The organism is Mesorhizobium sp. M2C.T.Ca.TU.002.02.1.1 (genome assembly GCF_003997225.1).
Genome location: NZ_RZTO01000516.1, coordinates 1 through 4,522, shown reverse-complemented (window position 1 = coordinate 4,522; position 4,522 = coordinate 1). Strand labels below are relative to the sequence as shown.

The window sequence follows — 4,522 nt, the reverse complement described above, 5'->3', positions numbered from 1 at the left end:
GTCCAGGTGGCGATATAGTCCATCAGGCCGGGGCTGAGGCAGTCATAGGGCTCCAGCCCGATCGACTTCAGCTGGCCGCGGATGCCGGCCATGCGGCTCGGGTCGACGCCGGATTCGATGATCGAGGAGACGAAGGCGGCAAAGCCCGGCGGCGACCAGCCGTCCTCCTCGAAGCGCTCGGGATGGATGAAGGACAGGCCCTTGAAGGGATGGTCGCGCTCGACCGGGCCGTACATGTGGACGCCGCAGCCGGTGCAGGCATGGCGCTGGATCAGCGCCGAGGGATCGACCACCTTGAGCTTGTCGCCGTTCTCGGTGACGGTGACGTCGCCGGTGCCGGCAACGGCCACGACCGAGAAGATGGCGCCTTCCGGCTTCCAGCACTTGGTGCAGCCGCAGGCATGGTTGTGGGCGATCTGGCCCTTGACCTTCACCTTCACCGGCTTCGAGGTGCACAGGCAAACCAGCGTGCCGCCGGCAAAGGACGCGCTCTCCTTCGGCAAGCCGTTGTCGATCGAATGATGCAGTTTCTCGGCCATTTACACTTCCTCCTGTTTGACCATCAGCTCGCGGGCTTCCGGCCTGCGGCCCGGTGGCTTTCCTCACCAGTGGGTTTGCTCTGTCACTTTGTTCTTGCGCGATCGCGGACGGAAAACCGCGCACACTTTTCCTGGAATTGCTTTTAGTAAACCACGACGCTGCGGATCGACTTGCCCTCATGCATGAGGTCGAAACCCTTGTTGATGTCCTCGAGCTTCAGCGTGTGGGTGATCATCGGGTCGATCTGGATCTTCTTTTCCATGTACCAGTCGACGATCCTCGGCACGTCGGTGCGGCCGCGCGCGCCGCCGAAGGCGGTGCCCATCCAGGTGCGCCCGGTGACCAGTTGGAAAGGCCTGGTCGAAATCTCCTGGCCGGCGCCGGCAACGCCGATGATGACCGACTTGCCCCAGCCGCGATGCGAGGCCTCCAGCGCCTGGCGCATCACCTTGGTGTTGCCGGTGCAGTCGAAGGTGTAGTCGGCGCCGCCGATCTGGTCGGCGCCGCGCTTGGTCATGTTGACCAGGTACGGCACGATGTCGCCGTCGATCTCCTTCGGATTGACGAAATGCGTCATGCCGAACTTCTCGCCCCAGGCCTTCTTGTCGTTGTTCAAATCGACGCCGATGATCATGTCGGCGCCGGCAAGGCGAAGCCCCTGGATGACGTTGAGGCCAATGCCGCCGAGGCCGAAGACCACGGCGGTCGCGCCCTGCTCGACCTTGGCCGTGTTGATCACGGCGCCGATGCCGGTGGTCACCCCGCAGCCGATGTAGCAGATCTTGTCGAAGGGGGCGTCGGGATTGACCTTGGCCACGGCGATCTCGGGCAGCACGGTGAAGTTGGAGAAGGTCGAGCAGCCCATATAGTGGAAGAGCTTCTCGCCGCCGACCGAGAAGCGCGAGGTGCCGTCCGGCATCAGGCCTTGGCCTTGCGTGGCGCGGATGGCGGTGCACAGATTGGTCTTCCTCGACAGGCACGATGGGCACTGCCGGCATTCCGGCGTGTAGAGCGGAATGACATGGTCGCCCTTCCTGACCGAGGTCACGCCCTTGCCGACATCGACGACGATGCCCGCCCCCTCATGGCCCAGGATCGCCGGGAAGATGCCTTCCGGATCGGCGCCCGACAGCGTGAACTCGTCGGTATGGCAGATGCCGGTCGCCTTGACCTCGATCAGCACCTCGCCCTCGCGCGGCCCCTCGAGGTCCACCTCCATGATCTCCAGCGGCTTTCCGGCACCAACAGCAACGGCGGCACGCGTTTTCATGAGGCACTCCTCCCAAGGCAGTCGAAAAACTTCATGTTCCGGCGGGCCTGAGGTCCGCCTCGCAACAAAAATACCGTTTCCAAGCCGTAGTGAGGTCGCAATAATCGAACGGTCTCCCTGATAAGTCTATTCTACCAAGGTCCCCCCATCCGTGCTGTTCCGGCATGCCGTGATCCGCTTGATCACCGGCCTCCTTGCCGGCGGCAAATAGGACTAAAGCAGAAGCGGCAGGCCAGCTTGCAAGGTTTGATAAATCCAACGCTTCCGCTAAGTTTCTCCACGGGCACCTTGGCTTGGCGCTGGTCCGACACGATCGGACGCGGCGCAAGAGTGGGTATTGTTATCGATGAGCGCGGTGCCGGGCACTCTCACGACCCTTTTGTGCTTTCTTCTCCTGACCGCCAATCTCTCCGGTGCGGCGGCCCAGGAATCTGCGAGCAAGCAACCGGCTGCAGCGGCCAAGCCTGAAAAGAAGATCACCGAAATCAAGATAGGCTATTTGCGGGCGTACGCGCCGCGGCTGACGCTTTCCCTGCTCGACCTGCCGCCAAGGGACGAGGGCGTTGCCGGCGCCAAGGTCGCGATCGGCGACAACAACACGACAGGAACGTTCCTTGGCCAGAAATTCAGCCTCGACATCACCGAAATAAAACCGGACGCCGATGCGGTTCAGGCATTCGACGACCTGATCGCCAAGGGCGACCGCTATGTGGTCGCGGACCTCTCGGCCAGGGAATTGCTGTCCATCGCCGACATCGCGCGCGACAAGGGCGTGCTCATCTTCAACATCGGCGCCACCGACGACAGCCTGCGCGAGGAGAACTGCCGCATAAACGTCTTCCACATCGCACCGACACGCAGCATGCTGGCCGACGCGCTGGCGCAATATCTCATGGTGAAGAAATGGCCGAACTGGGTGCTGCTCTATGGTTCGCATGAGCAGGACCATCTCTACGCCGATGCGTTGCGCCGCGCGGCTGCCCGTTTCGGCGGCCAGATCGTGGCGGAGAAGGAATTCAAGGACACCGGCACGGCTAGGCGCACCGACACCGGCGCCACGCAGATCCAGCAGCAGATCTCCGTGTTCACGCAGGACCTGCCGGAGCACGACGTGGTGCTGGTCGCCGACGAGAGCGAGGTCTTCGGAACCTATGTGCCCTACCGCACCTGGACGCCGCGGCCGGTCGCGGGCACGGCCGGGCTTGTCGCGTCGTCATGGCATCCCGCGAGCGAGCAGTGGGGCGGCATCCAGATGCAAAGCCGCTTCCTGAGGACGACGGGCCGCAGAATGTTGTCCAAGGACATGTCGGCCTGGACGGCCGTGCGGGCCGTCGGCGAAGCCACCACGCGCACCAATGGCGACGATCCGAAAAAGATCAGCGACTACATCCGCTCCGACGATTTCTCGGTCGCCGCCTTCAAGGGCCAGAAGCTGACCTTCCGCAAATGGAACCTTCAGCTGCGCCAGCCGATCCTGCTCAGCGACACCAAGTCGGTCGTCTCGACCTCGCCGCAGGAGGGCTATCTCCACCAGGTTTCCGAGCTCGACACGCTCGGCGTCGATCAGCCGGAGACCAAATGCGTCCTTAAGTAGAAAGCAATCGGGAGGAAAATCGGTGCAGGGACGAGCTTGTGCACTCGCCTTTCTCGCGACCGGCCTCATGGCGGGTCCGGCATCGGCCTATACGGCCTATGTCTCCAACGAGAAGGACAACACCATGACCGTCGTCGACACGGCGACGATGAAGGTGATCAAGACCGTCGATGTCGGGCAGAGGCCGCGCGGCATCACGATTTCGCCCGACGGCAAGTTCGTCTATCTGTGCGCCAGCGACGACGACACGGTCCAGATCATCGATACGTCCAGCCTTGACGTCGTTGGCGATCTGCCCTCCGGGCCCGATCCTGAATTGTTCGTGCTCTCGCCTGACGGCAAGACGCTCTATATCGCCAACGAGGACGACAATCTGGTCACCGTCGTCGATGTCGCGAGCAAGGCGGTGCTCTCGGAGATCCCGGTCGGCGTCGAGCCGGAAGGCATGGGCGTCAGCCCCGACGGCAAGACCATGGTCAACACCTCCGAAACCACCAGCATGGCGCATTTCATCGACACGCAAAGCCATGAGGTGACCGATAACGTATTGGTCGATACGCGTCCGCGCTTCGCCGAATTCAAGCCCGACGGCTCCCAGGTTTGGGTCAGCGCCGAGGTCGGCGGCACGATCAGCGTCATCGACAACGCCAAGCGCCAGGTGGTGAAGAAGATCCAGTTCGCGATCAACGGATTGCGGGCCGAGACCATCCAACCCGTCGGCATCGCCATAACCGCCGACGGCAAGAAGGCCTATGTCGCGCTCGGCCCGGCAAACCATGTCGCGGTGATCAACACCGAAACCTACGAAGTGGAGAAATACATCCTCGTCGGCCAGCGCGTCTGGCACCTGGCCTTCACCCCGGACCAGAAGACGCTGATCACCACGAACGGCAACTCGAACGACATCACCTTCATCGACACGGCGACCGATGAACCGGTCCAGTCGCTCACCGTCGGCCAGCAGCCGTGGGGCGTGGCCATATCGCCCAACTAGCGATGCCCCAAGCAAGCCGGGAGGTTCATTCCATGACGATCAACCGCACCATTGCCTTCGCCGTCCTGGTCGGACTGGCGGTTGCTCCACCCGCGGCCAGCGCCGACGACGATGCGCCGAAGGT

At 62.8% G+C, this 4,522-nt stretch carries 4 protein-coding genes; 2 read left to right on the top strand and 2 right to left on the bottom strand.

Annotated elements, in window-relative coordinates:
* Together gfa and EOD07_RS23760 are read right to left on the bottom strand one after the other, a co-directional pair.
* On the bottom strand, nt 1-539 hold a 539-nt coding region (gfa, locus tag EOD07_RS23765; RefSeq protein ID WP_127237182.1), incomplete at its 3' end, for an S-(hydroxymethyl)glutathione synthase.
* Nucleotides 540-682: 143 nt separating this feature from the next.
* Complete coding sequence (locus EOD07_RS23760) at nt 683-1,810, bottom strand: S-(hydroxymethyl)glutathione dehydrogenase/class III alcohol dehydrogenase (RefSeq protein WP_071032055.1); 1,128 nt, start codon at nt 1,808-1,810, stop codon at nt 683-685.
* Nucleotides 1,811-2,156: 346 nt separating this feature from the next.
* On the opposite strand from EOD07_RS23760, the gene EOD07_RS23755 reads away from it, so the two are divergent.
* Entirely contained in the window at nt 2,157-3,404 is a 1,248-nt protein-coding gene (locus EOD07_RS23755) for an ABC transporter substrate-binding protein (protein ID WP_127237181.1), read from the top strand.
* 67 nt (nt 3,405-3,471) lie between these two features.
* Nucleotides 3,472-4,398: a YVTN family beta-propeller repeat protein gene (locus EOD07_RS23750; protein ID WP_164772468.1), complete on the top strand. Its 927-nt coding sequence runs from the start codon at nt 3,472-3,474 to the stop codon at nt 4,396-4,398.
* Nucleotides 4,399-4,522: the final 124 nt, after the last annotated feature.

Coding starts and splice junctions, on each gene's coding strand:
- EOD07_RS23750 (WP_164772468.1), top strand. CDS start 3,472: ATGGCGGGTCCGGCATCGGCCTATACGGCCTATGTCTCCAACGAGAAG.
- EOD07_RS23755 (WP_127237181.1), top strand. CDS start 2,157: ATGAGCGCGGTGCCGGGCACTCTCACGACCCTTTTGTGCTTTCTTCTC.
- EOD07_RS23760 (WP_071032055.1), bottom strand. CDS start 1,810: ATGAAAACGCGTGCCGCCGTTGCTGTTGGTGCCGGAAAGCCGCTGGAG.